This is a genomic window from Maribacter sp. 2-571 (assembly GCF_050589625.1).
GTDB lineage: Bacteria > Bacteroidota > Bacteroidia > Flavobacteriales > Flavobacteriaceae > Pelagihabitans.
The window spans coordinates 18482-44651 of record NZ_JBNGOP010000019.1 but is presented as its reverse complement, the minus strand read 5'-3'; the positions used below and the strand labels follow the sequence as shown (position 1 = coordinate 44651).

Genomic DNA, 26170 nt, shown 5'->3' with positions numbered 1-26170 from the left:
AAACGAGTTCCTAAACGGTACTGCCGTTAACGATAGCAATGGACTAACCAACTTCTATTTCACCCTAACCTCCAACGGATGCCGCAGCAGTTCTGAAAAACGGGACACATACCGCTCCCAGTCCTCCTTATCCGCAAACTGCCCACTTTTTTTCCAACCAAAACCAGAATAGTAGATTATTTTCCCACCGGTGGCCTCAATATGCGCAAAAAGGTTGCTGGCATCGGTTAGTTCCGTGTCGTAATTTTCATGACCGATCATTTTTCCGTCGGGAACGATAATGGCCGTTCCCAATTCGGAATCGCCGTGAGGTTCCCAATAGCTCACCCAACCGTTTTCCTGGTCAACACCGATTGCGCCCCTTTTTTCATGAAGCGTCAAACCCGCCGAAATGGTATCGGTACCCTTTAAGGCGATTTCAAATTTTGAAAGGTTGCTACCGTGATCTAAAGTGATCGTTTTGACTTCGCCGATCGTTGTACCGTCAGCTTTCCAATCCGCATAGCTCAGCACAAAACCGGTTCGAATTGGGCCGGTATACAAGGTTTCCCATTTGTTGAAGTTTTTGGAAAAGGCATAGGTACTGTCCCCTTTTTTAGCGGTACCGCCTACGCCCCTGCTTACGCCTACATGAAAGTTATCCAACCCTTCACCATTATCCTCATGGTAGGTACCTTCGGTCTGTAACTCTTTATGGTACCATTTGTCGATAATGGGATAGTCAACAAGTTTTAGCCACGCATCGATACCGCTGGACAAGGTTCCCCCGGGTACCCCTTCTTCGTTCATTCTTTGTGCCGTTGGTCCAAAAGTTCGGAATGCCACACGGTCGTTCTCCCAGGCATAGTCGTCGGTCCGTTCGGGAACGAACCTGGAATAACACACATGCGGCGTTTCCGCACCGTTCATTTTTTCGTGTAGCGTCACCTCAAAAATCGCTTCCGAGTTCGCGGCTACCTTAGGCTGGAACAATACTTCGTCCATAGTTCCGTCATTATCGGAATCTACCAGCTGTGTCACCAATACCGTTCCGGAACCGGGTTCCGATATTTCGATTTTTCCCGTTCCCATTTTGGAGCCCAAAGCTTCCAACTTCAAGGACACCGTTTCGTTGGAACGATCGTAGGAAAGTGAGTTCTTTACCGCAATACGAAGCGGCCGGGATCCCGTATCGGCACATGACATCACTAGCGATACGATAAAAAGTGTTCCGATTGCCTTCAAATCCATGTTCTTCAATGTCGTTTACTTTTCGTTTACAGATTTTCCAATGGTGGCCAAAATTCCTCCGTCCACATACAGGATATGGCCATTTACAAAATCACTGGCCTTGGACGATAAAAAAATTGCGGCTCCTGCCAAATCGTTAGGGTCGCCCCATTTCGCGGCCGGAGTACGGTTTAGGATAAACTCGTTGAACGGGTGCCCGTCCACGCGGATAGGCGCGGTTTGTGAGGTTGCAAAATATCCTGGACCGATACCATTGACCTGTATGTTGTGCTTTGCCCATTCCGTGGCCATGTTTTGCGTCAGCATCTTTAATCCTCCTTTGGCAGCGGCATATGCGCCTACGGTATTTCTACCTAGTTCACTCATCATGGAACAGATGTTGATGATTTTTCCCTGTTTGCGGGCGATCATACTTTTTACGACCTGTTTGGACATGATAAACGGACTTACCAAATCGATATCGATCACTTCTTTAAAATCGGCCACTTCCATTTCTTCCAGCGGGGTCCGTTTGATGATTCCGGCATTGTTGACCAAAATATCGATGGGTCCTTGCTCGCTCTGTATTTTGGTTACGGCATCGATAACCTGTTGTTCGTCGGCAACATTAAATTTATATCCCACGGCCGTAACACCTTCCCGCTCATAATACGCGACCGCATCATCGATCTTTAGTTGCGAAGAGTTTCCGTTCACGATTATGGTAGCACCAGCCTTTCCCAAGCCTTCTGCCATGGCCATACCGAGCCCGTGCGTGCTTCCGGTCACCAATGCAATTTTCCCTTTTAAGTTAAACAGTTCCGTACTCATGAATTATCTTAAATCGGTTATTTTGGCAACGTCCATATCACTATAATCCAAGTTTTCGCCCGCCATGCCCCAAATAAAGGTGTAGTTCGAGGTTCCGGAACCGCAATGTATCGACCATGGCGGGGAAATGACCGCCTGATGGTTCTGCATCCAAATATGTCGTGTTTGTTGTGGTTGGCCCATAAAATGGCAAACGGACTGTCCCTCGGGCACATCCAAATAAAAGTATACTTCCATCCTACGATCGTGTACGTGTGCGGGCATGGTATTCCATACGCTTCCGGTATTCAGTTCGGTCATTCCCATTTGCAACTGACATGTAGTGACCACTCCTCCTATAATCATTTGGCTAACCGTTCGATGGTTGGCCGTTTCCAATGCTCCCAGTTCTAGTTTATTCGCCTCTGCTAAACTTACCTTTTTAGTAGGGTAGCTCGTATGTGCCGGAGCCGAATTCAAATAAAATTTAGCGGGGTCCGCTGCACTGTCGCTAGCAAAAATAACTTCCTTGGCACCCATTCCAATATAGAGGGCATCCTTATGATGAAGCGCATACTCCGTTCCATCAACAGTCACTGTTCCCGCAGCACCAACGTTGATGATACCCAGTTCACGCCGTTCCAAAAAGTACTCCGCTTTTAAAGGATCGATCGCTTCCAAGACCAAAGGCTCTTCGGGAACGGCGGAACCGGCAATATAACGATCGTAATGGGTATAGGTAAGATGCAGTTCGCCCTTTCGCATTAAATTATCGATTAAGAATTCGTCACGAAGTTGTTCGGTGTCATATTTTTTAACGGCTTCCGGACTGGAAGCGTACCGCGTATCATAAGATGTTGCCATATTTTTTATATCTCTGTGTTATTGTTTTTGTTTTCAGGGTCATAAAACTACATAAATACTGCCCTTCATCATTGTCTTAAAACTATTATATTCTGCAAAAGCTGCCCTATTTAATTATAAAGTAGCCTTAAACCGAACCAAAGTATGGTTAATCGATTAAATAAATCATCAGCTACTTCCAACACCCAAAACCTTCTTGATGTATTCTATTCTTTTTGCTTTGACAATTTTTACGGTCAGCGCCAAAGATAGTATGCATTCTTTATACGTGCTAATAAAGAAATTTCAAAACGTAATCGTTGATTGTCAATCGGATTTGTAATCCGCATGAACCTAGTTTGCGTTGTTCTTACATATATGAATTTTACCTTTATATCGTAATGAAGTTTTTGTTGTAGGTTACAAACAACAACGTGGACAAGTCGACTACAAGAATAACAAAATCAGGATAAACCTTCGAATAACAAGAAAATTGACTATCGCTCGTTCAGCCCTGCCACTTTCTGCCGTACCATGAACAGGAGCACCAGTTCATATTTACGCCCCAGTTTTTTACGCAAAATAAGAAAAGCCTTTGTAATTTGTGCCTCCACCGTTTTTATGGAAACGTTCAAATGTTCGGAAATCTCTACATTGGTCAGCCCCTCTTTTTTGCTCAGGGTAAACACTCGCTTGCATTTTGGCGGCAGGTTCTGGATTTCCTCGTTTACTACTGCAATCATCCGTTGCAAGGCCGACTCGTCGGTCGTTTCCGTGATGGTCTGTAACGACTCCACATATTTTTGCTGGAGCACCATCATCGAACGGTCTTTTTGATACTTGTTCACAAACTCATTATATACCGATTTGAACAGGAAGCTACTAATACGATAGTTGGGCTTTAATTTCTTTCGGAACTGCCATGTTTTTAAAAATACGTTCTGAACGATATCCTGTGCCATGGCCTGATCGCCCACCAAGGAAATGGCATAGGCGTTTAACCTTATATGATAGGTTTCCAACAAAAAAACATACGCTTTTTCATCACCTTTTTTCAATCGTTTTACCAAATTTTCATCATTTTCCATAGGCCAGCCAGGTGTCAATGCGTCAATTTTTAGGTAAATATAATGGGAATATGAAAAAAAAGTTAGGAAAAAGTTAGGGTATTCCTAATTGGCTTTGTAATACTACTAAACAAGGCTTTAAAACAGAACATCTTGAAAATAGAAGAACGCCTCATTAAATTTTTGAACAAATCGGCAGATTTGGAGGATTTGGACCTTTTGAACCAATGGATCCAAGACCCCGACAACAATTCGGTTTTCAACGATTTTGTAAAAACCTATTTTGCAATAGAACTGGCTATGAGCGAACATGACCACGAACAGATAAAAGCCCGATTACTTGAGGAAATCAGAAAGGAAAAAAATACGTTTCATATCATCAAAAACAAGGGCTTCTATCGGTATGCGGCCCTTTTTATTTTTCTTATCGGACTAGGATATGTGGTTTCCAAAACGTTTTTCAACGCCCCGGCGGCCGTTGTACCCGGCCAAAGCGATGTTACCCTTAGTTGGGAAGATGGTGGTATCGAAGTGGTTTCGGGCAAGCGCACGGCGACCCTTGTAAATAAAGAAGGAACAGTTGTGGGAAGCCAAAAAGGGGACACCCTCTTTTACGATACCGATGTCGCCGGAACATCGGGGACCATCAATACCCTAAAGGTACCTTTCGGGCGCCGTTTTACCGTACAGCTATCCGATGGCACAAGAGTTTTCTTGAATGCCGGTAGTACGTTAACCTACCCTACCTCCTTCATTGGAAATGAAAAAAGAGCGGTTACACTTGTAGGCGAAGCCTATTTTGATATTGCCCATAACCCGGAACGCCCCTTTACCGTAGCATCGGAAAATTTAGCGGTATCGGTGCTGGGAACGCAGTTCAATATGGCCAATTACCCCGAAGAGCAAGATACCGAAGTCGTTTTGGTACAAGGTTCGGTACAACTATCGGATGCTGAAAAGTCCGGCGTTCCAGTACTATTGGAACCTGGTTTTCGCGGCAGTCACCGCAAATCGGATGGGAACATCACCCTTAAAAAAGTAAATACCCGTTCCTACACTTCGTGGATGCAGGGCGCCATCGTTTTCAGGAACGAAACCTTTGCCAATATTATCAAAAAACTGGAGCGCCATTACAATGTGGAAGTATTCAATAGCAATAAAGAACTCGCAAGAGAAACCTTTACCGCTACTTTGGAAACCGATAACGATACCATAGAAGAAGTGTTAGAGTATTTCAACAAGGTACATCATATCGAATATACCATCGTAAACAATACGATCATTATCAACTAAACCAGAACGGCCAATGAACTGAATGCACCAAACGAATCGTTTGTTTTCACAAAAAGAAAAAAATCGGAAAATGCTGGCACATTTCCCGATCAAATACAAGCGATTACAACGAAAACGAGTAAATCACTAGCAAAATTCAAAATTATGAAAAAACAACTAGAGTCTGGGAACTTAGGTTCCTTAGGCTTCAATTTTGATTGGAAAATGAAAATTTCTTTTCTCTTCCTTGTTTTCATATCCCTTGCCCTTCAGGCGAATTCGACCTATGGGCAACGTACCCATATTTCCTTGGATATGAACGATGTTTCGGTAGAGGAGGTAATGAACGAAATAGAAGAAAAAACCGCGTTTCGTTTTATTTTTAATACCAAAGCGGTAGATCTGGAGCGCAGGGTCTTCATTCGGGTTTCCAAAAGCCCCATTCGGAACGTCTTGAAATTGCTCTTCAAAAATGCCGATACCGCTTATGAGATCGACGACCGAAAAATATTGTTGACCCGGACGGTAAAAACGAGGCCCCTTACCACGAAAGTGACCGAGCCATCCGTGACCGTCCAAGAAACGTTGATTACCGGAACGGTTACCGACACCGAAGGAATACCCCTGGCTGGGGCCAATGTGGTGGAAAAGGGCACCGTAAATGGGGTAACTGCCGATTTTGATGGTAATTTTTCATTAACACCTACCCAGGAAAATCCCATCTTAACGGTTTCCTATATCGGTTATGCGACCAAGGAGGTTCCCGTAAACGATGAGACGGTATTGAACATACAGTTAAAAGAATCGGCTTCCAACCTAGAAGAGGTCGTTATCATCGGATACGGCGCCCGAAAAAGGGCAGATTTGATTGGAGCGGTCTCTACCGTTCAAAACGAGGATATCGCCAAACTTCCGGTCAATTCCATAGAAAGTGCCTTATCCGGTCAGGTTTCCGGGGTGCAGTTGCGACAGAACGGGGCACCGGGGAGCGGACCCGAGGTATTGATCAGGGGTATTGCATCTACGGGCGGTAACAATGCGCCATTATACGTTTTGGACGGGGTTCCCCTAGGGAACGTAAACAGCCAACGGGACAATTTTGTACTAAGTTCCATAGATCCCGCTTCCGTTGAATCGATAAGCGTACTCAAGGATGCCTCCGCAAAGGCCATTTACGGTTCCAGGGCATCCAACGGGGTAATCGTCATTACTACCAAGCGGGGCAAGATCGGAAAACCGACCATTACCTTTGAAACCTCTACAGGCTTTCAGACCGTTCCCGATTTTGAGCGGCCGAACGTGATGAACGCTGAAGAATTGCGACGCTTTAGAATAGAACTATTTGAAGACAAATTTGCCGCTACAGGTAATCTGACGGCGAACGAAAGCGCCGATCTGGACCGTTTGATCGCCTTGGGCGATATTGGTGAAGGCACCAATTGGTTCGACGAGATTACAAGAAGCGCCCCCATTTCGGAATACAACATCGGCATAAACGGAGGATCGGAAAACATACGCTATAACGTTTCCTCCAACTATACCAACCAAGATGGAACCCTGATCAATACCAACTTTAAAAGGTATAGCATTCGCGCCAATATGGACATCGATATTTCCGACAAGCTTCGGGTAGGCCTAAATTTGGCCCCTACCCAGACATTGGCCAATGGTGGACGGACCGATGCGGGCGGGGATAATTTCAATATCTTCTCCGCGGTGCCCCTTGCGCGATGGAGCGACCCTTCGGCACCGGTATTTCGCGAAGATGGAACGCTCACTAACGTAGCACAGGGCGATTTAATCGATTTCTACAATGTTAACCCGGTTTACTTGCTTAGGGGAAGGGAAAGCTTGCGCCGTAACAATCAATTGTTGGCAAGCTCTTTTCTAGAGTTCGATATTGCCAAGGGCCTCACCGCTAAAACGTTCGGATCCATACAATATATCGACCGCCGGACGACAACTTTCGAACCTTCGGACTTTCCGGGAAGTGGAGCGCTCACCCCCAATGTTACGGGAACACAACAAGCTACCGCAGGAATTACGGAAGCTACCAATTTTAACTGGGTATGGGAAAATACCCTACGTTATTCCAAAACCTTTAATGAAGCGCACAACATTAATGTACTTGCCGGTTTCACTATGGAGCGGCGACGGTTCGACAATACTATTATCAGCGCTAGGAACCTTATTGACGAATCGATTCGAATTCCAAATTCGAACAACGTAGATCCCGCGGACCCCGACAATTTTACCGGACGGGGCGAAGCAGGTCAAAATTCATTGGTATCGCTTATCGGAAGGGTGGATTACTCCTTTAAAAACCGTTATTATGTTACGGGAACGATCCGAAGGGACGGATCCTCAAAATTCGGGGCCGACACCCGTTATGCCAATTTTCCTTCCGTTGCCCTTGCTTGGCGCGTTTCCAACGAACCCTTTTGGGAAGGGTTAAAAGATATCGTTTCCGAATTTAAGCTCGAGGGGGGATATGGAATCAGTGGAAGCAATGTGAATATCGGCAATTACGAGGCGCAAGGTCGTATCAATGCAGGACCCGATTATGTTTTTGATGGAGGTTTAGCACCCGGCAGTGCAGTATCTGCCCTGCCCAACACTTTATTGACCTGGGAGGAGGCCAAAGAAACGAACTTTGGTTTGGACCTCGGTTTTCTGAACGACCGGATCTATCTGGGCGTGGACTACTACGATATTGAAACGGAGGGCTTCCTATCGGGACTGCCCTTACCGACTACCTCGGGTTTCAGCAATATTCTTTCCAATTTGGGAAGTATTCAAAACAAGGGTTTTGAAGTGGAACTGGCCCTTAAAAATGTATTGGGCGGCAAGGACTTTCAATGGGACGCCAACTTTAACTTTTCAAAAAACAGGAGTAAAGTAATCGATTTAGCTGCCGAAACCGGATTTATAAGGCGCGGAGCTATTGCGAGAACCTTTACCGAAACCAGAATTGGGGAAGAAGTGGGGTTATACCGGGGCTTTAAGGTTACCGGACTGTTTACCCAAGCAGAGATAGACGACCCTAATGTACCCAAATACCCAGATGCGGTAGAAGGATCCCTAAAATATGAAGATGGCAATGGAGATGGTGTATTAGGGGACGAGGAAGACTTCCTGATCATCGGCAACCCTAATGCCGATTTCAATTACGGTATGGTACACAACTTCCGGTACAAGGCATTGGATCTTAGTATGATCTTCGCCGGATCGGTAGGGCAACAGATTTTTGACGGTACCAAACAATACAATGGCAACCAAGATGGTGTATTCAACGTGGATCGCAACCAATTGGAACGCTGGAGGCCTGGGCAAGACCCGAACAGTGTCATAATTCCCGGCACCGCAAGCAACACCAGCAGAGCAAGGTATCGTTTTCCGAACTCACTCTCATTAGACGACGCAGACTACTTATGGGTGCGGAACATCACGCTAGGGTATACGCTAAAAGGGGACATGGTCGGGGATGCCTTTAAAAATGCCCGACTGTATACGAGCATACAAAACCCGTTCTTGTTTACGGAATACAAACGTGGAAATCCCGAGGTCAACCGTTCGGCCGATACGGCACTGGTACGGAACGTTAACTATGGGGCCTACCCCATCTCCAGAGTAATCACCCTAGGTGTCAATGTTACCTTTTAAAACACAAAGATCATGAAAAGCAAGCTATTTTTAATTCTAATGATATTCGGATTGCTCGGTTGTGACGACTTTTTGGACGAAGCTCCCGAAGATTTTGTTACCCCACAGGGATTTTTCAAGAACGAAGCCCAATTTAATGAGGCCGTAACCGCTATCTACAACACCAACAGGGGTCTTATGAACGGGGCGCACTGGCGGTTTGGGGAAAACCGGGGCGACAACAGCTCCTTTCAATACAATCCTAACGATCGCGGGGGAAGGCCCAATGAAGAGGTAGATAATTTTTTGTTGCTGGCGGCCAACACCAATATTAGCAGCTATTGGAACAGCGCGTACTCCGGTATTGCAAGAGCCAATTTCGCCCTTGAAAATTTAGCGGCTATCGAATTTTTAGATGCTTCCGAACCGGAAATACGTACCGGAGAGATCCTATTCCTCAGAAGTTGGTTCTATTTTAATCTGGTGCAACTGTATGGGAACGTTCCTTTGGTGCTCTCCGCCGGGAACACACCGGACGAAATTTTATCGGACGAGTTTCTACAACGGAGCCCGGCAGCTGAAGTATACGCTAAAATATTGGACGACATGGATACGGCGATCGCGGTACTTCCGAACAAGGACGGTACCGAATCGGGAAGGGCCACCAAGGGTGCCGCCCTTATGTTAAAAGCAAAAATGCACATGGTGCTGCAGGAATTCGGAACGGCTAGAGACCTGTTGGAGCAAATGCAGGGCTACTCCCTTCAAACCAGTTATGCCTCCATTTTTGATCCGGAGAACAAAAACAACGATGAAATGGTATTCGAAATCCAATATTCGTTCGCTTTGGGCCAAGGTTCGGACTTTGTAACCCGTTTTGTACCCTTTAATAGTGGAACCGACATTCTCGGGGAAAATGGTCCCGCCAATTCACGGGGCGGACAAAACCAGCCCACCCAGAATTTGATCGACCTTTATAATCCTGCTGACGCCCGACTGTTGCACAATGTCTCTTTTTATGACGATGGTTTTGCGATCCAACCCTGGATGAGCAAGTTCAACTTTGGTTTTGTAGCGCAAGGTAGCAATGCACAGGATGTAAACTTCCCCATGTTCCGCTATGCGGACGCCTTGCTGATGTTGGCCGAATGTTACCAAGAGGTAGGTGGTGGCAATCCTGTACCGCTAATAGAACAGGTACGTGGTCGATCCTTGGAAGATGGAACGTTATCCGCGGCCGAACAGGCCGATTTGGAGCAGACCATTGCCGATGAAAGAAGAAGGGAATTGGCCTTTGAGAACCACCGATGGTTCGATCTGGTACGTACCGGAAAAGCAGTAGACGTAATGACGGCCCACGGTGTGGCACAGAAAGCCCAAAAAAGTACCATTCCCGCGGAAGCGTTTACCAACATCAGAACAATACTGGGCATTCCCTTGGGCCAAGTGGAAGAATTTGGTTTTACCCAAAATGAAGGCTGGTAGTCAACCTTGTTTGCCAGACCACACTAGCTTATTAACTAGATACAAAACAGTACGATATGAAGATTAGATATAATACCGCACCGATCCTTCTTTCCATCCTTACCATAGTTTTGGCAGGGTGCAAGGAAGACGACCCGACCATCGACGCGCCATACACCTTATTTACATTCGATGTGGCCGAACTTACGGTCACCTTTAAAAATGCATCTGTAGATGGTCCCGAAAGTTACCGTTGGGATTTTGGCGATGGGCAAACGTCCACCGAAGAAAGCCCTACCTATTCCTATCAAGAAGGGGGTACCTACACCGTTGTTTTAACCGCCAGTAACGGTTCGGGAGAAGACCGGTTCGAAAGGTCCGTTACCGTTACCGAACCGGAAGAACCCTTACCACCGGTAATTTTTGAATCGTTCGATAGCTACACGGCCGATGCTACCGTAGATGGACAAGGTACCGCCACGGATGGATGGGCCGGACCATGGACAAAGTTGGACGGGGACGACGTAAATGTAATGGCCGAAGGTATTGTCAACAATACCATTGCGGCAGTTACCTCCGGAAACTCCCTATTGCTCGATGCAACCGGCACGAATACACGTTACAAACGCAATTTCGCCACACCATATTCAGATAATGGAAATACCTATTGGTTCGCTTTCCAAGCCGAGTTCGAGAGCACGGAAGTGGACGGTGGTATCGTACAGGTAATGCTGGTGGACAACGATAATGAAGATTTTGGAGCAGGAGGCGGAGACGGTCAATTTTTGGGTCTGGGTAAAACCACTACCCCAAGTGCACTGGGCATCATGACCTTTGGGCCTTTTAACAACATAGAGGCAACGGATGTGACAGCGGACGGACCATTATGGCTGGTAGCCAAAATTGAAACCAATGGAACGGCCGATCCCGACGTGGTACGATTGTTCGTCAACCCTACTCCCGGTGCCGAGCCAATGGCCGGAACAGAGACGTTAAGCTTTGCCGCGCCCGAATTGAACGGTGGCTGGCAGGGAATCGGTTTTAAATATAGCGGAGAAAGTGCCTCTATGGTTAAAATTGATGACCTCTACATCGGTAATACCTTTGAAGATGTGACACCCGGAAATTATGTGGACCTTCCGCCCCCTGTCTTTGAAACGTTCGACAGCTATACGGCAGATGCTACCATAGGAGGACAAGGTACCGCTGCGGATGGGTGGACAGGGCCGTGGATCAACCTGTCCGGAGCCGACGTCAATGTACTTTCCGAAGGAGTAGTAAATGACGATCTTTCAGTAGAAACAACGGGGAACTCCCTATTGCTCGATGCCAGTGTTGGTTCCGTTCGCTACAAACGAGGATTGTCCGAGCCCTATCTAGATAATGGGCGTACCTACTGGTTTGCCTTCCAGGCTGAATTTAGCGATACGGACGTTGACGACGGCGTGGTTCAGGTAATGCTGGTCGATAATGACGCCGAAGACTTTGGTGCCAGCGGAGGAAACGGCCAATTTTTAAGTATCGGCAAAACGATAACCCCGGGCGCATTGGGCATCATGACCTTTGGTCCCTTCAACAATGAAGACGCACCGGATGTGACAGCGGACGGTCCGTTATGGTTGGTTGCCAAAATCGAAACCAATGGAACTGCCGAGCCCGATCTTGTCCGATTGTTCGTCAACCCTACTCCAGGTACCGAGCCGGCAGATGGAACAGAGGCGGTATCCTTTGCCGCTCCGGAACTGAACGGTGGCTGGCAGGCAGTCGGTTTTAAATTTGGTGGAGGTGCCAGTACCGTAAAAATCGATGACATTTACTTGGGCTATCGCTTTGAAGACATTACGCCCGAAAACTATTAGAAAGGCATTAAAGAACACACCGATAACATATTCGTGAAAAATAGTTTAGAGTGAGTTTGGTTAGTTGGCGGTATAATCCTGGAGTGGGGATTATGCCGCCTTTTTTTAACTCGGTTTAAAACAGGGAACGTCGGATAAAACAGTATTTTGTCACCACCGACCGTTCCCGAAAAACCCTAGTCAACATGACACCACCTGTGAAACGATTTTTTTTATTTCTTCTGGTATTCTGCTCTATAAATTGTCAGAATAAATTGGAGGGAGCCAAATACCTGATCGCCCAAAAAGAGCGTATCGTGGACATCCCTTGGGAGGGCCATTGGATTACCGTTGCCGATTCCGTACCGGAGAAGAATGCTTGGATAGCCTTTAGAAAACAATTTAAGCTGGAACGGCATAGCGACCAGGCGACCTTTCGTATCGCGGTGGATTCTAAATATTGGTTGTTCCTCAACGGCAGACCGATCGTTTTCGAAGGTGGCTTAAAACGTGGCCCAACTCCGGAAGGTACCTACTATGACGAACTGGACCTTACGGGAAAATTAAAAAAAGGCACCAATACGATCGCCGTTCTGGTCTGGTATTTCGGAAAGGAAGGGATGAGCCATAAATCGAGTGGGGCCGCCGGCATGGTGGCCGAATTGTTTTCAGGTAACGCTTTGGGCCTAAAAACGGATAAAAGTTGGAAAGCAAGGCTGCACCCAGCCTTCAGTCCCGTTAGTGCGGCGCCCCACCCCAATTGGCGCTTGCCCGAATCGAATATTGTATTCGATGCACAACAGGATATGCCCGGTTGGGAACTGCCGGAATTTGACGACACCCTATGGCCGTATGCCAAAGTTCTAGCGAAAGGAGGGGATGCCCCCTGGAACGCCCTTACCAAAAGACCGATCCCCTTTTGGAAGGACTATGGCCTAAAAACCTATGGCAATCCCATGGTATTTCCATTTGAGAGTACCGGGGATACCCTGGCCTGTAAACTACCTTACAATGCCCAAGTCACCCCTTACCTGAAAGTAGACGCTCCGGGCGGACAACGAATCACCATGCTCACCGATCACTACAAGGGAGGATCCGCATATAATATGAGAGCGGAATACATTACCAAGGCGGGGGTACAACAATACGAATCCCCAGGTTGGATCAATGGTGAGGTGATGTACTATGTGATTCCCAAAGGGGTTACCGTTATGGACCTCCAATATAGGGAGACCGGTTACGCAACCGAATTTGAGGGCTTTTTTGAATGTGACGACCCTTTTTACGACCGACTTTGGCAAAAATCGCTACGCACCCTTTATGTTACTATGCGCGATAATTACATGGATTGCCCCGATCGGGAGAGGGCACAATGGTGGGGCGATGTGGTGTTGGAAAGCGGTGAAGCCTTTTATGCCCTGGATCGGGAGGCCGATAAACTGATGAAGAAGGGTATTTTGGAATTGACCGCTTGGCAGGCTCCCGACAGCACATTGTTCGCTCCTGTTCCTGCCGGAAATTGGAATAAAGAACTACCTACCCAAATGCTTTCCAGTATCGGCACCTATGGCTTTTGGAACTATTATTGGCAAACCGGCGACCGTACTACCATGCAAAAAGTGTATGGTGCCATGGGCAACTATATGGCCAAATGGCGTTTGAACGAAGCGGGCACCCTACACCTTCGAAAAGGGGGATGGACGTGGGGCGATTGGGGCGAAAACCGGGATATGCCCCTACTCTTCAACACCCAATATTATATGGCCCTTGATAGCTATGGCCGTATTGCAAGACTCTTGGGGGAGAAATCCGTTGCCGACTCCATTGAGAATACCATGTACCAGTTTAAGAAAGACTTTAATCAATCCTTTTGGACGGGAAGGGCCTATCGCTCCAAAACCCATAAAGGAAAGACCGACGATCGTTCACAGGCCTTGGCGGTCGTATCCAATTTGGCCGATACCAGTACGTACGAACACATTTATAAGATACTGCAACAGGAAAAACACGCCAGTCCGTACATGGAAAAATACATTTTGGAAGCGCTGTTTCAAATGGATCGACCTGAATTTGCCCTGCAACGTATGAAAGAACGCTTTGGTCCCATGGTCAATGCCAATACCTCTACCTTATGGGAAGGTTGGGGCATTGGGGCAGAAGGATATGGAGGGGGAACCACCAACCATGCATGGTCGGGAGGCGGGCTTACCTTGCTTTCACAATATGTGGCCGGAGTTTCCCCAACTTCGCCCGGTTACGATACTTTTAAGGTAAAACCACAACTCGGACCGTTAAAAAAAGTACACGCTATTGTACCTTCGATAAAAGGCCCCATAACGGTCGACATTGAACTATCCGATACTTATCAAATTAAGATTACCGTTCCAAAAAATACGACCGCTACCGTCTGTATCCCCCACCGATATGGAACCATTCTTGAAAATGGAACAAAAATTTCCTTCAGACCGAGTGTCCCTTATCACGAAATCGAAGTGGTTACGGGAACGTATCTGTTTACCGCATATTAAAATAGGAGTCACTACAGTATAAGTAATCTGAAAAACTTGGGATGCACTCGCCCTAATAGTAGGTACACTTTTAAGTCATGAACACTGAATCGGACATTCTTTGAGAATACCAGTAACGTTTACCCTTTTTGGAGAAATTTAGCCCCATTTCTACTTTTATCACTCTCATTAAAATGCTCCTTCGCGGATAAACATCTAGAAGTACCTTATTCCAATATGTTTAGGGCTTCAGCACATATCCGTTAAATTTTGTTAAAATTAAAATCGTTTTTCGTCAATTCCCGCACATTCCGGAGAAAACCAGCTGCAAATCATCCGCTACCTTGGGCATAGGAATTTCTTTAATCAGTTGGTTTAAGGATGGTCCATAAACCAATAAACGATTTACCGTATTTGCAAATACGACCAGTTAACATGTAAAAACAATTTCAAAAACTTCTATTATGAAAAACTTAAAACGTATTTCGACCATTGTTTTAGCGGTCATCTTTCTATACGCTTGTTCCAAAGAAGATGAAAGCGAAAAGTACGAATCGGCAGTAACAATGAGTACAAGTTCACTTAACTTAACTCCAACGGAAAACACTGAGTTGACAGGGGTACTGGCCGCCGACTTCGAAGAAATGAAAAAGGGTCTAAACGCCGTTTTCTCGGGAAAAATGATTTCCAAAAGATATCAAATACTTGGAACCATACCTTCTTCAGAAACGATAGAACAGGTGGTGAAAGCCGGTGTTGCAGAAAATAGCTTTATCGCAACAGGAGATTACGCCAAACCTGAAAGCATTACTGTAGACATGCTCGGAAGTATCGATCCTTCCATAGCCAAACAACACCGATCTACGGCCTTGACCAAAAAAAGTTTGAACAAACTCGCCGTTGGGGACATTGTTTTAAAATTAACGTGGCAATATCGTGACAATGATATAACGACCATAGCCATTGGAAACCCAAAGAAAGGATTACTTTGGGAAAGTATGCTCTCGGGGCTCTATACGGTAGAGACGACCAAACAATGCGATAGCTGTGCAGATTTGCCTACTGATCCCATGACCGGTAAGGCTTTGGTGTTGAAGTTTGACGAGACAAATATGAAATCGGTTAAAAAAGTGAAGGTTACCGAACGTGGGTATCCCGTAAGACGCTATTGTCATACGGCTATTTCCATGTATGAATGGCGCGGATTCTGGGGATCGAGAAGAGCTGAAAGAATAGGCTGGGCATGGGCACAACTGACAACGGAACACGATCGCATAAACGGAAGCTTGTTGAGAGGATATGCAAATTCAGGAGGGTATATGGAAAACGGCGATATAGTGACCAATGCCGAAATTACGGCGATTTACACTGATAGGGCCGAAATGAGTCTATCTTTAGGGTTGTCCAAAACACCCTGGACCTTGGCCATTAACAATGTGGAATCGGGAGTTTCTTATACTGGCCCGCGTGGTGGCGAACATCGCGTATTAAACTCTGGCCTAACACGGCTGGGCGATCTCTACTCATCCTGTAGAAGTTGGAGGCGATAACCTTCGTTTGTACCATAGAAATGGAATAAACATAGCAATGCCACTCGGCATTTCATCTACACTTTAATGCGACAGGTTGTAAAACCTGTCGCATTTCCATTTTTTGAAAGTGCCCAAAAGTTGGTTTAGAGAATACCTGCCAAAATAACGAGCATTATATTTTGAGTAATGGATATGGTAATTTAAACAGCTTTTTAAATCCGAGACTTTCGCCGAAAGTTCTCCGCACTCATCTGCATTTTCTTTTGAAAGGTCTTGCAAAAATTAGAATGGCTCTGAAAACCCAAATCGTATGCGATAACGGCAATGGGCAAATCGGTTTCCTTAAGAAGGATGATCGACTTACTTACCTTTTGTTCCAAAATATACTGATATGGGGTTACCCCTAAATAGGTTTTGAATACCCGTATAAAATGATGGAACTTCCAATCGGTCATATCGGCCAACTCGCCCACTTCCAGCTTCTTGTCCAGGTTATTGGCAATATAATCGGTGATCTTCCTTATCTTAAAGGGGACGTCGCTCTTGGGTACGGTAGAATTTCGGACCGGGTCAATATTTCTGTGTTTATGGTTACAAAAAGCAATTTCAATAGTAGCTTTAATGATTTCAGGTTTAAAAGGCTTTAAAATGTATCCCATGGGCCTGCTTTTTTTGACCTCATCTACGGTCATGGGGTCGGAATGGGAGGTAATATAGATATAGGGTATCTTGTCCTCGACCAAAAGGTAGTTGGCCACATAAATACCACTGTGTTCGCCGATCAAATGAATATCGATCAACACCATATCGGGGGCGTTTGTTTTGATACTTTCAATGGCATCTTCAGCGGTGTCGCAACAGGGAAGACAACTCCAACCATTTTTTGTCAAAATCACTTCTAAATCGGCGGCAATGATAGCCTCGTCCTCAACAATAAGTATTTTTTTCATAGGTTTTCTTTTTTAGAACTAAATGCCAATGCATATTTGGTTCCATTAGTTGATGTCTTTTCCAAAGTACCCCTAAGCTGCTTTACTACTACATTTACGAGCGTAAGCCCATAAGAGGTTTTTTTCTCGGTTTGATCTTCTTTTATCCCTACGCCGTCATCCTCGACCACCACTACGTCCTGGCCATTTCGTTTAAAGAGTTTTATTGTTAAGGAACCCTTGCTCCGTCCTTTAAATCCATGTTTAAAAGCATTGTTTACCAATTCGTTAATTACAATGGCCAACGGCACTGCCGTATCGATATTATAACGAAAACCCTTGGCATCTATTTGATAGGAGATATCCTTTTTAGTGAAGCCAAAGGTATAGTGTACGGCATCCAACAGTTCGGTCAAATAACGCTGAAAATCAATTTCCTCCATATTGTCACTGCTGTACAATAACTCATGGATAAGGCTCATGGCCTGAATTCGGTTTTGGCTTCTCATCACAAAAAAGTCAATTTTTTCATCCTCTAACCGATTGGCCTGTAACCGCAGCAAACTGATGACCAACTGAAAATTGTTCTTCACCCGATGGTGGATCTCCTTTATAAGCACATCCTTATCCTGCAAAGCGAGATGTAGCTCCTTCCCCTTATCGACCAAACTTTTGTTGGCAAGGCCTATTGCCATATTTTTTAAGGATAATAAACGATTGTTTTCTTTCTTGGTCTTGAACATCCAATAGAATCCTGCTGCACAAACAACAAAAAGAACCAATGCGCCCCAAAGCAAATAATTTTGATACCTCTGCGCTTTTAACAGTAAAAGTTGTTCCCTGTTTTTGGAGTTCAAAGCAAGAATTTCCTTCTCTTTTTCCAAGGTATTGTGTAGTACTTCTAGCTCGCCCAGTTTTTGAAAATCGACTTCTTTTTTTACCGAATCCTTAATTGCGGTATAGCGTTGGTAGTTTTTTAAAGCCGGCAAATAATTCCCTTCAAGGGAATCCAATTGTGAACGCAGCTTAAAAATTTCCATTCTAAAAGCAAAATCTTCTTCCTTTCTACCAATGTTAAGCGCTTTCTCGTTCGTTTCCTTCGCCTTTTCCAAATCACCGAGCTCTTTGTAATTATAGGCCAAGTTCCATAAAACCCGTATTTGATTGCTATAATCTTCAAGAGTTCTATACAATCGAAGTGCCTTAAAAAAATAGGCCTGTGAGTTTTTTCTATTTTGCTCTTTTGAAAACACTAAACCCAGTATTTTGTACGTCTCTGCCAGCACCGAAGGGGTTTTTATAACACGGGCCACTTTTTCGGTCTCCTTGCCCATTTGCATGGCTTTTTCATAATTCCCTAGCCTGAAATACGTATTGGTAAGGTTGTACATGGCCAGTTGTACCGTAATCAATTTCCCTGTTTTCTGGCCATACGCTATGGCTTTTTCAAAACTCACAATGGCCTCCTTATATTTTTCGGTTTCGAACAGTACTCCTCCAATTTGGCCATACATATCTCCGATACCCACTAAATCACCACTTTCCTCAAAATAAGAAAGGGCCTTTAATTTGTTTTCCATAGAAAGTCGAAGTTTCCCCTCCTCCATATAGAACCACCCAAGGCTTTTGTAAAATTCTCCCAGTAACAAGGGGTCTTCGACCCTAACGCTCCGTTTTTTTGCCAACTTATAAAAGTGTTCCGCCGAATCAGCTTTTCGCAAATTCATATAACAGGAGGCAAGATTAGCATATCCTATAAAAAGTTGTGGCCGGTTCTGCACTAATCGGGCCAAGCGTATGCGTCTTATATTTGTATTTTTGGCTTCCACATACTTTCCAAAATTCCTTAAGTAACGTTGTTCTGCCGCAAGAAGATCCAGTTTTAGCCTTGGGTCGGTTTCTTCCCTAAGCACCTGCTTCACCTTATGGATATACATCACAGCAGAATCATTCGCAATTCGGTTATAGTGGACGGCCAAAGAAATGTAGAGCGAAACGCTATCCGAAGGCCGCATTGGCAACAATTGTCGAAGGCTATCGATTTTCAGGGCTTGCCAACTTTTCGATTGGGAACGGCCGCTTACGGCCAATACACCTAAAAAACCAAGTAAAACCGCTTTTTTTAAACTGTTTCTCTTCACGACCAAGGGGAATAAAATGGTATAGTGAACGCTTTATCGGGCCAAAAACCGCTCCTAACCTTATGACTCCATGCTTCCTAAAAAAAAATCTTGCCATGGAATAGCGTAATCGCCTCTACAATAGTACCTTTCTTCCGTTGAACCCATTTCATCATTATTGCACCGAGTTGTCCAAAAGCGATAAAAATCACTTTTGGACAACTGAAAGACAATTGTTTTGTGATGTTGTTGAGTACAATGTGGGCTGAAAAGCTAGAAACTTGAAATAACGTCCAACCTATTGGCCGTTTGATCACTTTAGGAGCTACATTTGAAACAAATGTAGCGGAACTATGGATAATCTTACATCCCCTTGCGTAATTCAAATACCTTTTAGTCATTAAAATAGTACACAGTTTTTGGTCCAAACCGCTGGCCCTTTCCCAAGAAGAGGTAGTACAATCACTAGCGGGTTGGCGCCAACGGAAATACCATTATATGAGCTGGGCGCTAAGCTGCCTGACCTTTAAAAAGGTATATGGTGCCATTGAACTGGTTACCGATAAAAAGGGAAAAGCGATACTCATCGATGCACTACAACTTCCCTATACCGAAGTAAAAGTAGTACTAGATCAGCTAAACCATTATCCCAAAAAACTGTGGGCAATCGGTAAGCTCTACACCTATTCCATACAAAATGATCCTTTTATACATGTCGATGGCGACGTATACATTTGGGAACGCTTTGATGCTCATTTGGAAAAGGCACAACTTGTAGGGCAGCATGTAGATGGGGAAGAGGGACACTATGACTTTGCGCTCGGGCATTTAAAAAATAATGGCATCGGCGTACCGGGCGAAATTACTGCCGACCTTAGCCTTCAAGGCCGGATAAGGGCCACCAACGCGGGTATTATCGGGGGAAGGAACACCGCCTTTTTCAAAGAATATGCCGATAGGGCATTTTCCTTTATCGACAGCAACAGATCCAAAATAACCCCTTCTTTGGTCGGCTCTAGTTATGCCCTCATTTACGAGCAACTATTGTTCAGTGTTATGGCCAGGGCAAAAGACATTGAGGTCGCGCACTATATTGATGAAGGTACGCCACAACTCCAGCAACTGACCGACTTTATGAGGAAGTACGGTACACGTAAATATGTGCATCTATTTGGGAGCGCAAAAACAAGGTTTGATCGCTGTAGAGAATTGGAGTTGCAATTGCGTACGGAGTACCCGGAATACTACGAAAACGTCATCCGTTTTATAAATAACACAAATGCCTGACACGGCCATTACATATAGAAGAACGATACAGCTACTGTCCTTCTTGGGATTGGAGCCGGAAAAGGCAATTCCGATACTGCGGGCGCAAAATCCATCACGTTCCGTAGACGGCCTCCACACCTCGGCGTTGGAACAGCTTGTCCCGGTCGAAAACCAAAGAAAGGCACTTTTGGAAATCTACGCCATCGAAAAGGAAAAAGATATCCTCAAGGGAGACCAACAGCAAGTTTCGGCACTGTTCGCTCTTGAAACCACACTTCTTCAAAAAAGGGAACAATGGCTGAGCCGACCGATCAGAACACTAATGGACCAAACATTTGTGGTCAACCCCAATATAAAAACGTACGAATCCGACAGGAATTGGGATATCGACCCAAAGGGAAACGCCGCAGTACATTTTCAAGCTATTTTAGAATCAGGGGAAGGCGACTATTATTTTGCCCTTATAAAAACGGGGAGTTATGATTCGATCTTACAGAGCAACGTTTTGGAGATACCCCTAAGTGAATATCAAAATTTTCTGTTATATCATTTTGAACGGCCAATAACCATCGGTTCGGCCATGCATTTCTTTAAGGAGCAATTTTCTCCTGAAACTACTGACGAAGCACAGCAACTAGACACCCTTACCGATCTGCTGCTTCAAGCACTGCTATTTCATATGCTGATCGTGGGTACCTAGCAGAGGTTCTCTTTTAACCCGGATTATGCATTAGAACTTCGTAATGAAGCTTTTAGCTGCGATAAAATATGACATTTTATGAATGTACCGCAGCACCATATTTTGAAGTAGCTGGAAGCTGTAATAGATTTTCTAATGCATAAAGCGGGTTTAAAACATATTGCTTCGATTTTCACATCAACTTAACATAATCTGTAAGAATTTAATAAAAAAGTAAGATTTACTTTACTTTATTCGCGTATGTAATTCGTAATTTCAAGAGGTAAAATGAATGTTAACCTTTTAAATCTTGAAGTCATGAAAAAAAGAAAAAAGTAGGTTTGAGTTTGAAGAAAAAGACGGTAAGCGAATTAAGTAGCGCCGCACAACAAAAAATATTGGGAGGCAGTTACCCTACGGCTTGCGGATGCAATGGCGGTGGAACAGCTTCATTGAGTTGTGGTAGTAGGATCGGAAATGCCGGTTGCTGCTATTGAACGGCATCTTTTAAAGATGAATTCAATTGAAAAAGGCTATGGACATCCATGGCCTTTTTCTGTTGGTATCGCTATTTTATTTTTGATTACAACAATCCTAAACAAATTGGAAGCTCCTTAATCCCCCTAAACGCTTCCATACCAATCAAATCCCGAAAAAAAGCTTAGCGTAGCATCAGACATTCATCCCACGTATTGTTTTCCTCGGACAGGTAATCGATCATGCAGAGTCCGATACCTGCAACTCCTTCGAGCACATCAATATCGAATGCCCAACTATCGCGCATATGATTATACTGCCGGTACGGCTCTAGAGCATCTCCGGTATGTTTATCGATGCCGTCCGTTAACCAAAACTCCGCAATTTCCTTAAAGCGATCGTTTTTAAAACGGGCTGCGAAACTTTCGAACATATGGGCATTTCCGTAAGAACCGTGGCAAAAACCGGCATCTACAACAATAGTTTCCTCCACGCGTACCCGTTTGGCGGAATGTAGTAGAATTTCTTCGGATTTCGTTTCTAAATCCGGTTTTCCAAACGTTCTACCGACCGTACCCAAGGCTATTGCAATTCCGATATCACCATAGCACCAAGCCAATCGGCTGTGATGCTCCGGCGGACTCCCCGGCACGATCCAATTTGGAAACAAGGAAAATCCCGTTTCTCCTTTGTTCTCAAAACGCAATATATACCCTATGGCCCCGTTGATCAACGGTGTTAGTTTGTCCCGTAAAATACTTGCATCGTACAAGCGACAAAAAAAGTACACAATACTGCTCATACCATGCGACAGTCCCAAATTAAAGACCTTATCTCCTTTTTCCTCGTCCAATACCGATTCCCATTTGAAATCCGGGCCGTCCGGTATCGCCATTTCCTCCATGCGGAGAACAAAGCTTTCCAAAAAGGTTTCATACTTCTCGCGACTTTCATTATCGGAACTGCCGAGGTATCGGCTTAGAAAGTAAAACGCATACCCCATCGCCCCATGTAGAAAATCGTAGTTTCCATTGTTCAGTTCAAACTCTTGTTGGGAAAACAAGAACGAATCGAAAGGGTCCAACAGCTCCTTTACGTCCAAATCGATAAAATCATGCTCGACCAAATGCTGCACTGTCCAACAAAACCCTGCTATACCATTACAATAGGTAGCATAGGAATATCCGTTGTCGATACTTTCGGTAATGGACGACAGTATTTCAACACCGACCTCGGCATAGGAATCGTCATCAAAATACTTTGCGCAATAAAATTGGAACAGCGCCAGGCCAGAACGGCCCGAAAGCAGACCGATGTGCTCCGATTTGGAATAATCGTCCTTAATGATTTCCGCTATCCGTACAAGTTGGGGTTCCAGTGTTTCCTTCATCAATTTTATTTAAGCACCCAAATCGAATGTGCGTTAGGGCTTACAAAAGATAGCGAAAACTGATGGATTCGATGTTTTTATTTGAAGGCTTTCCTGTATAAAGCTTCACTATGAGAACTTTAAAGCTACGCCTATTGATTACATTCTTGCCGGTAACCGTCAAATTTCCTAGGAATCCATCCGATCCGTTTACCTGATACCGGTAAGAACTCCGTTCAAAAAGTTATAGTGCATTCCATAAAAAAACCCTGACACAATCCGTATCAGGGTTTTAAAAGTACTCGAGGTGGGAATCGAACCCACACTCCAAAGGAACTGGATTTTGAATCCAGCGCGTCTACCAGTTCCGCCACTCGAGCATTATGGTGTTTCAATTATATTTGACCGAGCGTCTACCTCCCGTTACTTCAGGGCCGCCACTCGGTCATAATGATACTTCACTATTTTTAACCGAGCATTTAACTCACGAGCGTTCGGGATTGCTACTCGACGATTTTTATTTCGGACTGCAAAGCTAAAAAATATTTTTGTTTAAAGAATAAAAATAACAACAATTATCCTTTAGCAACAGAAATTAATTTTTAAATTTGCACCTCCTTAGAAAACAGGCAGTTCCCAAACGAATAGGCCCGTTTTTGGACCAATAACAATTGTACTATGCCATATCAAGTACCGGAACCCAAGATTTTTGCCTGTACCGACAGTAGGGCCTTGGCCGAGAAGATTGCCAAATCTTACGGAACCGACTTGGGCAATGTGCATATTTCAAGGTACAGTGATGGGGAATTTCAACCTTCCTTTGAGGAGTCCGTACGCGGTGCCCGAATCTTTATTATTGGTTCCACGCATCCAAGTTCGGAGAACTTAATGGAAATGTTGCTCATGTTGGATGCAGCAAAAAGGGCATCTGCCCGGCACATAACTGCCGTAATCCCATATTTTGGATGGGCCAGACAAGATCGAAAGGACAAACCCCGTGTACCCATAGCGGCGAAATTAATTGCCAAAATGCTAGAGGCGGCGGGAGCAACGCGTATTATTACCATGGACCTGCATGCAGACCAAATTCAAGGGTTTTTCGAAAAACCGGTCGACCATCTGTTCGCATCCACCCTATTTCTTCCCTATTTGAAGTCGCTAAATATGGATAATTTAACCATAGCTTCTCCGGATATGGGAGGTTCCAAAAGGGCCTATGCCTACTCCAAAGCCTTGGAAAGCGATGTGGTGATCTGCTACAAGCAGCGCGCCAAAGCCAATGTGATTTCGCATATGGAGCTGATAGGGGACGTTCAGGGCAAAAACGTTGTCTTGGTCGACGATATGGTAGATACCGCCGGAACGCTTGCCAAGGCCGCCGATCTGATGATGGAGCGCGGAGCTTTGAGCGTAAGGGCCATTACAACCCACGGGTTGCTTTCGGGCAATGCCTATGAAAAAATCAGACAGTCACAGTTGTCGGAATTGATCGTAACCGATAGTATCCCGATACATACGGAAAATGACAAGGTAAAGGTGCTTAGTTGTGCCGACCTTTTTGCCGATGTTATGCAACGCGTACATCACAATACATCGATCGCATCAAAATTTTTAATGTAGCTTCCCATTGCGCGAAGTACCAAATTCAAGAATATTAATACTTAATAGCTATAATGAAGTCAATTACAATTAAAGGATCAGAAAGAGAAAGCGTAGGCAAAAAAGCAGCGAAAGCACTACGTAATGCTGGACAGGTTCCTTGCGTGGTATACGGAGGGGATAAACCAATACACTTTTCAGCGAACGAACTAAGTTTTAGGGATTTGGTGTATACCCCCAACGCACACACTGTTGTGGTTGAACTCGAAAACGGGACCAAAGTGAATGCCGTAATGCAGGACATTCAGTTTCACCCCGTTACCGACAAGATTTTACACATCGATTTCTATCAATTGTTCCCGGACAAAGCGGTAACCATGAACATTCCGGTAGTTTTGGCCGGAAACTCCCCCGGAGTACGAAACGGTGGGCGATTGTTGTTCAGAAAACGAAAACTGGCCATTAAGGCCCTTCCGGACAAGTTACCGGATTTCTTTGACGTTGATATCTCCAAATTGAAAATTGGACAAAATATTTCCGTTGCCAGTTTGATCAATGACGATTTTACTATTTTACATCCGGATACCACGGTAGTTGTACAAGTTAAAACTGCACGTACTGCGATCGCCACCGACGATGAAGAAGAAGAAGGAGAAGAAGGTGCAGAGGGAGCGGAAGCTCCGGCTGCGGAAAGCGAAGCCCAAGAATAGCCTCGCGACCAAAACCTTTTACAAAATTGCATCCCTGCCCGAACCTTTTCGGGTTTCGGGATGCTTTTGTATTTTTAACCCGTTCATCCTTACCCTATGTGGCCCACCCTTAGAACACTTTTTAAATCAAAAGCAACACTTCTTAACCAAACCGACTCCATGAAAAAGTTTTTGATCGTAGGCCTCGGCAATATCGGAACCGAATATGTTGATACACGCCACAACATTGGCTTTACAATTCTGGATGCACTACAACAGGCGAACGATTTTACCTTTACCACCGCCAAACTTGGCGATGTCGGGCAATTCAAGATCAAAGGAAGAAGCGTACTGTGCCTAAAGCCATCCACCTATATGAACCGGAGCGGTAAGGCGTTAAAATATTGGATGGAAAAAGAAAAGATTCCCTTTGAAAATGTGTTGGTGATAACGGACGACATTCACCTCCCTTTTGGCACATTGCGTATGAAGACCAAAGGGAGCGACGGTGGCCACAACGGTTTAAAAGATATTCAACAACTGCTACAAAGTTCAAAATACAACAGATTGCGTTTTGGTGTCGGGGCCAATTTTGGAAAGGGACGCCAGGTAGACTACGTACTGGGGAAATGGAGCGACCAAGAGCAAGTGGATTTAAAGGAACGTTTGGAAAAAAGCGTTCAAATGGTACACTCCTTCGTATTGTCGGGGACGGCGATTACCATGAACCAATTCAATGGCACATAGCCTAAAGATAATTGCGGGAACCAAACTGCCACTAACGATAAGGTCCATTTAAAACACTGTCGAAAACTTTAAGAAGACGGTTTTCGATTTTCGATACTACACCCAATT

The 26170-nt window shown here is 44.8% G+C and carries 19 protein-coding genes and 1 tRNA gene; 12 read left to right on the top strand and 8 right to left on the bottom strand.

The window, feature by feature from the left end:
• Positions 1–54: 54 nt before the first annotated feature.
• The 4 genes from ACRD7P_RS14020 to ACRD7P_RS14005 form a co-directional block, all read right to left on the bottom strand.
• A complete protein-coding gene (locus tag ACRD7P_RS14020) occupies positions 55–1230 on the bottom strand; it encodes a DUF4861 family protein (protein WP_430908261.1) in 1176 nt (391 codons plus the stop codon).
• A 15-nt stretch (positions 1231–1245) separates the two neighbouring features.
• Positions 1246–2040, bottom strand: coding sequence for a gluconate 5-dehydrogenase (locus tag ACRD7P_RS14015; protein ID WP_430908260.1), 795 nt, complete (start codon positions 2038–2040; stop codon positions 1246–1248).
• Positions 2041–2043: 3 nt separating this feature from the next.
• Positions 2044–2883: a 5-dehydro-4-deoxy-D-glucuronate isomerase gene (gene kduI / locus ACRD7P_RS14010; protein ID WP_430908259.1), complete on the bottom strand. Its 840-nt coding sequence runs from the start codon at positions 2881–2883 to the stop codon at positions 2044–2046.
• Positions 2884–3359: 476 nt separating this feature from the next.
• Entirely contained in the window at positions 3360–3950 is a 591-nt protein-coding gene (locus tag ACRD7P_RS14005) for an RNA polymerase sigma factor (protein ID WP_430908258.1), read from the bottom strand.
• Between the two features lie 132 nt (positions 3951–4082).
• On the opposite strand from ACRD7P_RS14005, the gene ACRD7P_RS14000 reads away from it, so the two are divergent.
• The 6 genes from ACRD7P_RS14000 (at position 4083) to ACRD7P_RS13975 (ending at position 16202) form a co-directional block, all read left to right on the top strand.
• The gene (locus tag ACRD7P_RS14000; protein WP_430908257.1) at positions 4083–5222 is read left to right on the top strand and encodes a FecR family protein; all 1140 of its coding nucleotides are present in this window, start codon (positions 4083–4085) and stop codon (positions 5220–5222) included.
• 144 nt (positions 5223–5366) lie between these two features.
• Entirely contained in the window at positions 5367–8864 is a 3498-nt protein-coding gene (locus ACRD7P_RS13995; RefSeq protein WP_430908256.1) for a TonB-dependent receptor, read from the top strand.
• Between the two features lie 12 nt (positions 8865–8876).
• On the top strand, positions 8877–10328 hold the full coding sequence (locus ACRD7P_RS13990) for a RagB/SusD family nutrient uptake outer membrane protein (protein ID WP_430908255.1): 1452 nt from the start codon (positions 8877–8879) through the stop codon (positions 10326–10328).
• Positions 10329–10384: 56 nt separating this feature from the next.
• Complete coding sequence (locus ACRD7P_RS13985) at positions 10385–12166, top strand: PKD domain-containing protein (protein WP_430908254.1); 1782 nt, start codon at positions 10385–10387, stop codon at positions 12164–12166.
• A gap of 185 nt (positions 12167–12351) precedes the next feature.
• Positions 12352–14673 (top strand): alpha-L-rhamnosidase C-terminal domain-containing protein, encoded by a 2322-nt coding sequence (locus ACRD7P_RS13980; protein WP_430908253.1) that lies wholly within the window; start codon positions 12352–12354, stop codon positions 14671–14673.
• 443 nt (positions 14674–15116) lie between these two features.
• Positions 15117–16202 carry a hypothetical protein gene (locus ACRD7P_RS13975; protein WP_430908252.1) on the top strand — a complete coding sequence of 362 codons (1086 nt, stop codon included), beginning with the start codon at positions 15117–15119 and terminating at the stop codon, positions 16200–16202.
• 194 nt (positions 16203–16396) lie between these two features.
• Here ACRD7P_RS13975 and ACRD7P_RS13970 read toward each other — a convergent pair whose 3' ends face one another.
• The gene (locus ACRD7P_RS13970; protein WP_430908251.1) at positions 16397–17134 is read right to left on the bottom strand and encodes a response regulator transcription factor; all 738 of its coding nucleotides are present in this window, start codon (positions 17132–17134) and stop codon (positions 16397–16399) included.
• On the bottom strand, positions 17131–19254 hold the full coding sequence (locus ACRD7P_RS13965; RefSeq protein WP_430908250.1) for a histidine kinase dimerization/phosphoacceptor domain -containing protein: 2124 nt from the start codon (positions 19252–19254) through the stop codon (positions 17131–17133). Before ACRD7P_RS13965 ends, ACRD7P_RS13970 begins: the two co-directional genes overlap by 4 nt.
• Before the next feature lie 378 nt (positions 19255–19632).
• Between ACRD7P_RS13965 and ACRD7P_RS13960 the strand changes: the two genes are divergently transcribed.
• From ACRD7P_RS13960 to ACRD7P_RS13950, 3 genes are all read left to right on the top strand, one after another.
• A complete protein-coding gene (locus tag ACRD7P_RS13960) occupies positions 19633–20520 on the top strand; it encodes a DUF6734 family protein (protein ID WP_430908295.1) in 888 nt (295 codons plus the stop codon).
• The gene (locus ACRD7P_RS13955; RefSeq protein ID WP_430908249.1) at positions 20513–21202 is read left to right on the top strand and encodes a hypothetical protein; all 690 of its coding nucleotides are present in this window, start codon (positions 20513–20515) and stop codon (positions 21200–21202) included. The genes ACRD7P_RS13960 and ACRD7P_RS13955 overlap by 8 nt, the downstream gene beginning before the upstream one ends.
• Before the next feature lie 320 nt (positions 21203–21522).
• Complete coding sequence (locus ACRD7P_RS13950) at positions 21523–21678, top strand: hypothetical protein (RefSeq protein WP_430908248.1); 156 nt, start codon at positions 21523–21525, stop codon at positions 21676–21678.
• Between the two features lie 164 nt (positions 21679–21842).
• Here ACRD7P_RS13950 and ACRD7P_RS13945 read toward each other — a convergent pair whose 3' ends face one another.
• Both ACRD7P_RS13945 and ACRD7P_RS13940 read right to left on the bottom strand, forming a co-directional pair.
• On the bottom strand, positions 21843–23048 hold the full coding sequence (locus ACRD7P_RS13945; protein ID WP_430908247.1) for a lanthionine synthetase C family protein: 1206 nt from the start codon (positions 23046–23048) through the stop codon (positions 21843–21845).
• 278 nt (positions 23049–23326) lie between these two features.
• Positions 23327–23407 (bottom strand) — tRNA-Leu (locus ACRD7P_RS13940).
• Between the two features lie 298 nt (positions 23408–23705).
• On the opposite strand from ACRD7P_RS13940, the gene ACRD7P_RS13935 reads away from it, so the two are divergent.
• The 3 genes from ACRD7P_RS13935 (at position 23706) to pth (ending at position 26062) form a co-directional block, all read left to right on the top strand.
• Positions 23706–24647 (top strand): ribose-phosphate pyrophosphokinase, encoded by a 942-nt coding sequence (locus tag ACRD7P_RS13935; protein WP_430908246.1) that lies wholly within the window; start codon positions 23706–23708, stop codon positions 24645–24647.
• Between the two features lie 53 nt (positions 24648–24700).
• Positions 24701–25336 carry a 50S ribosomal protein L25/general stress protein Ctc gene (locus ACRD7P_RS13930; protein WP_430908245.1) on the top strand — a complete coding sequence of 212 codons (636 nt, stop codon included), beginning with the start codon at positions 24701–24703 and terminating at the stop codon, positions 25334–25336.
• 159 nt (positions 25337–25495) lie between these two features.
• Positions 25496–26062 (top strand): aminoacyl-tRNA hydrolase, encoded by a 567-nt coding sequence (pth, locus tag ACRD7P_RS13925; RefSeq protein ID WP_430908244.1) that lies wholly within the window; start codon positions 25496–25498, stop codon positions 26060–26062.
• Positions 26063–26170 lie beyond the last annotated feature (108 nt).